This is a genomic window from Nitrosophilus sp. (assembly GCF_982775275.1).
The window spans coordinates 1-4744 of record NZ_CEXZHP010000122.1; the positions used below are offsets into that span (position 1 = coordinate 1).

Below are 4744 nucleotides of genomic sequence, written 5' to 3' on the forward strand. Positions count from 1 at the left end.
GCTGGAAATACTCTTGTATTTAATGAAGATGGTGAAGCAATAGATGATTTTGATAATAGTAGATATATTATAGTAGATGGTGAATTAAAGGAGATATAGTATGCAACTCTCAGTAAATATAAACGACAATAGTCTTGCTGAAAAAATTTTATGGTTTTTAAATTCGTTCTCAAATAAAGGTGTTATTGTAAAAAAAATAGAGCTAGAGGATGTTAATGAAAAATTATTTAGTGATGAGTATGTAGAAAAACATTGGCGTGAAATTGGTATGAATACACATTCATCTAACTTAAATGATGATGAAAGAATGTATGAAGCAGCATCGGAGTTCTATAATGAAAAACATTCTTCTTGATCTAAATATTTTACTTGATTATTATGAGAAGGAGCGAAGAGAAAAGCATCCTGAATCTGTGAAGGTTTTTGATCTTTTAAAATATAGCAGTAATGCGTTTATTTCTTCTTCTTCAATTGATAATTTTGAATTTTTAAAGTATGGTGATCTTTCAATATCAAATCCATATCTTACAAGAAAACAAAAGTTAAAAATTGTACATAATTTTATAAAAGAGTTCCTTTCATGTTTTAAAATAGCTAAAACTCCATCATATCTTGAACTTGATTATGAAGATATAGAAGATTCTCAAGTTATAGCTTCAGCAAAAGCAGTAAATGCAAAAGTTATTACAAGAGATAGTGGTATGCTTGAAAGATATCCAGAAATTGCAATAACACCTAAACAATTTTTAGAGCAAGATAAAAAAAGTAATATTGATTTTGCAAACTTAAAAAAACAGTATTTTTTATACCAAAATGAACTTGAAAAAGAGATAGACAAAGTTTTAAATAATGCAAACTATATAATGGGTAATGCAGTTACTAGCTTAGAAAAAAATTTAGAAAACTTTACAGGGGCAAAATATGCTATAACTTGTAGTAGTGGAACAGATGCCCTACTTCTTGCTATGATGGCACTTGATATAAAACTAGATGATGAAATAATCACCACTACATTTACATTTATAGCAACTGCTGAGACTATTGCATTTTTAGGTGCAAAGCCAGTATTTGTAGATATAGATGAAAAAACTTACAATATAGATGTAACTAAAATAGAAAAAAAGATTACTCCTAAAACAAAAGCAATAATAGCTGTTAGTTTATATGGACAACCATCTAATATGGATGAAATAAATAAAATTGCTAAAAAATATAATTTAAAAGTTATAATTGATGGAGCTCAAAGCTTTGGAGCAACATATAAAGATAGAGCAGAAGTTCATCATTGCGATATTTATACTACAAGTTTTTTTCCTGCAAAACCACTTGGATGTTTTGGAGATGGAGGGGCAGTTCTTACAAACAATAGTGAGTTAGCTGAAAAAATAAAAATGCTTAGAGTTCATGGACAAAATAAAAGATACCATCATAAATATATAGGTATGGGTGGAAGAATGGATACTCTTCAATGTGCTATAGTAGATGTAAAATTAAAATACTATAAAAAAGATTTAGCCCTAAGACAAGATGTAGCAAGAAAGTATAATGAAAAATTGATAATGGAGAATGGAGAGTTAACATTACCATATATTGATAAAAATTGTACTTCAGCTTTTGCCCAATACTCTGTAAGAGTAAAAAACAGAGATGAATTACAAGTAAAATTAAAAGAGCAAGGAATACCAACAGCAGTACACTACCCAATGCCTTTGCATTTACAAGAGTGTTTTGCTTATTTAGGTTATAAAAAAGGTGATTTTCCTATAGCAGAGAAGACAAGTAAAGAGATTATGAGTTTACCAATGAATCCTTATATAAGGGATGAAGAAATAGAATATATAAGTGAGAATTTTAAAAAATGTTAATAGAAAAAAAACTAACCCATTTAAAGCAACTAGAGGCTGAGAGTATTTATATACTTCGTGAAGTAGCAGCAGAATTTTCTAATCCTGTCATGATGTATAGTGTAGGAAAAGATAGTTCTGTAATGCTTCATTTAGCTTTAAAAGCATTTGCACCAGCAAAAATACCATTTAAGTTTTTACATGTTGATACTTTATGGAAGTTTCATGAGATGATAGAGTTTCGTGATGAACGTGCTAAAGAATTGGGATTTGATCTGGTTGTGTATTCTAATCCAGAAGGGATTAAGATGGATATTAATCCTTTTATACATGGTAGTAAAGTACATACAGATATTATGAAGACTCAAGCACTTAAACAAGCACTTGATAATGGTGCTTATGATGCGGTAATTGGTGGTGCAAGACGTGATGAAGAAAAAAGTCGTGCTAAAGAACGTATATTTTCTTTTCGTGATAAACATCATAGATGGGATCCCAAAAATCAAAGACCAGAACTTTGGAATATTTATAATACTAAGATAAATAAAGGTGAAAGTGTAAGAGTATTTCCTCTTAGTAATTGGACAGAACTTGATATTTGGCAGTATATATATAAAGAAAATATTAAAATTCCATCTCTTTATTTTGCTAAAGAGAGAGAGGTTGTTGAATATGAAGGAACAAAAATACTTGTAGATGATGAAAGAATGCCAGAAGAGTTAAGAAAAACTGCTAAAAAGGAGATGGTACGTTTTAGAACACTTGGTTGTTATCCACTTACAGGTGCTATTAATTCTAATGCATCTACACTACCTGAAATCATTAAAGAGATGTTACTTTCTACATCTAGTGAAAGAGAAGGACGTCTTATAGATAAAGATCAAGAAGGTGCTATGGAAAAGAAAAAGATAGAGGGGTATTTCTAAAATGTCAAATAGATTAAAAAATAATGTATCTGTAGATATTGAACAATATCTTAAAGAACATGAAAATAAAGATATGCTCCGTTTTTTAACATGTGGTAGTGTTGATGATGGAAAAAGTACACTTATAGGTCGTATGCTTTATGATTCTAAAATGATTTTTGATGACCAGTTAAGTGCTGCTGAACATGAAAGTAAAAAGTATGGAACTACAGGTAAAAAATTGGATATGGCTTTACTTGTTGATGGACTTCAAAGTGAAAGAGAACAAGGTATAACAATAGATGTAGCATATAGATTTTTTACAACTGAACATAGAAAATTTATAATAGCAGATACTCCAGGGCATGAACAATATACAAGAAATATGGTAACAGGTGCTTCAACTGCAGATGTTGCTATTATACTTATAGATGCAAGAAAGGGTATATTAACTCAAACAAAACGTCATAGCTTTATTGTTAATCTTCTTGGCATAAAACATATTATTGTAGCTATAAACAAGATTGATTTGGTTAATTATTCACAAAATATATTTGAAGAAATAAAAAAAGCCTATATGCAATTAGCTAATGAATTAAATATTGAAAATACATACTACATTCCAATTAGTGCTCTTAATGGAGATAATGTTGTAAACAAAAGTAAAAAGACACCATGGTACAATGGTAAAGCTCTTTTAGAACTTTTAGATACAATGGATATATCTAAAAAAATAAAGCAAGAAGATTTTAGGCTACCAGTACAATATGTAAATCGTCCAAATTTAGATTTTAGAGGATTTTGCGGAACAATTGCTTCTGGAAGTGTTGCAGTTGGTGATGAAATAACTATACTACCATCTGGAAAAACTACAAAAGTTAAAAGTATTATTAATGCTGGTGATATTACTGAAAAAAACAACAATGCAATAACTAAAAAAGCTTATGTTCCTATGGCTATTACATTAACAACTGAAGATGAAATTGATATTAGTCGTGGAGATGTTATAGTGCATTCAAATGCATTACCTAAGGTTTCTAATTCTTTTGAAGTAATGCTTGTTTGGATGGATGAAAATCCAATGAGTATTAAAAAACATTATGATATTAAAAGAGCTACATCGACTACTATTGGTAGCTTTGAAAAAATAAACTATAAAATAGATATTAATAGTTATAAAAAGATACAAGTTGATAAATTACAACTAAATGATATAGCTTCTTGTAACATTGTACTTACCAACTCAATTGCAATAGATTTATATAGTAAAAATAAACAAACAGGAAGTTTTATTGTTGTAGATAGAGTTACAAATAATACTGTTGGTGCTGGAATGGTTGTTAATATACATGAAGAAAATATAGTCAGTAGTAAAACATATACAAAAGCAGAGATTGCATTAAATCGTTATATAAGAGAAAATTTTCCAGAATGGGGTTGTAAAAATATAGATGTATAAAGAGACAAATAAACGATCTATTGTAAAAGGAGTTAGTTGGAGAATAGTAGCTACTACCACTACTATTATTATTGTTTATTTTTTCTTTGGAAGATTAGATCTTGCTATTGTTGCAGGTTTAATAGAAACTATATTAAAAATTGCTTTATACTGGGCACATGAGAGAGTATGGTTTAAGATAAAATGGGGCAAAAAAAGAATTGAGCCATTTAATCTTTGGTTTACAGGACTTCCGCTTAGTGGTAAAACAACTATTGCAGATAGAGTTTATAAAGAGTTACAAAAATTTGATATTCCACTTGAGAGGATTGATTCTAAAGATATAAGAGAGCTTATACCAAATGTTGGTTTTTCAAGAGATGATAGAAATAGACATATAAAACGAGTAGGTCATCTTATACAAACACTTCAAAAAAATTCTATTTCAACTGTATGTAGTTTTGTATCTCCATATAAAGAATCTAGAAAAGCTATAAGGCAGATGGTTAAAAATAACATTATTGTATATTTAAAAGCAGATATAGAAACTTGTAAAA

The 4744-nt window shown here is 29.0% G+C and carries 5 protein-coding genes; all 5 read left to right on the forward strand.

The annotated features are described in order from the left end of the window. Positions 1-100 precede the first annotated feature (100 nt). Positions 101-355, forward strand: a complete 255-nt coding sequence (locus tag AC30RD_RS06485; protein ID WP_489493566.1) for a hypothetical protein — start codon at positions 101-103, stop codon at positions 353-355. Between the two features lie 415 nt (positions 356-770). Next, positions 771-1865, forward strand: a complete 1095-nt coding sequence (locus tag AC30RD_RS06490) for a DegT/DnrJ/EryC1/StrS family aminotransferase (RefSeq protein ID WP_489493571.1) — start codon at positions 771-773, stop codon at positions 1863-1865. Then, a complete protein-coding gene (cysD, locus tag AC30RD_RS06495) occupies positions 1859-2770 on the forward strand; it encodes a sulfate adenylyltransferase subunit CysD (RefSeq protein ID WP_489493567.1) in 912 nt (303 codons plus the stop codon). The genes AC30RD_RS06490 and cysD overlap by 7 nt, the downstream gene beginning before the upstream one ends. Position 2771: 1 nt before the next feature. Then, positions 2772-4208: a sulfate adenylyltransferase subunit CysN gene (gene cysN / locus AC30RD_RS06500; protein WP_489493568.1), complete on the forward strand. Its 1437-nt coding sequence runs from the start codon at positions 2772-2774 to the stop codon at positions 4206-4208. Next, positions 4201-4744, forward strand: a 544-nt coding sequence (locus AC30RD_RS06505; protein ID WP_489493570.1) for an adenylyl-sulfate kinase, incomplete at its 3' end; no start/stop codon positions are given. The genes cysN and AC30RD_RS06505, both read left to right, overlap by 8 nt.

Coding starts and splice junctions, on each gene's coding strand:
- AC30RD_RS06485 (WP_489493566.1), top strand. CDS start 101: ATGCAACTCTCAGTAAATATAAACGACAATAGTCTTGCTGAAAAAATT.
- cysD (WP_489493567.1), top strand. CDS start 1,859: ATGTTAATAGAAAAAAAACTAACCCATTTAAAGCAACTAGAGGCTGAG.
- cysN (WP_489493568.1), top strand. CDS start 2,772: ATGTCAAATAGATTAAAAAATAATGTATCTGTAGATATTGAACAATAT.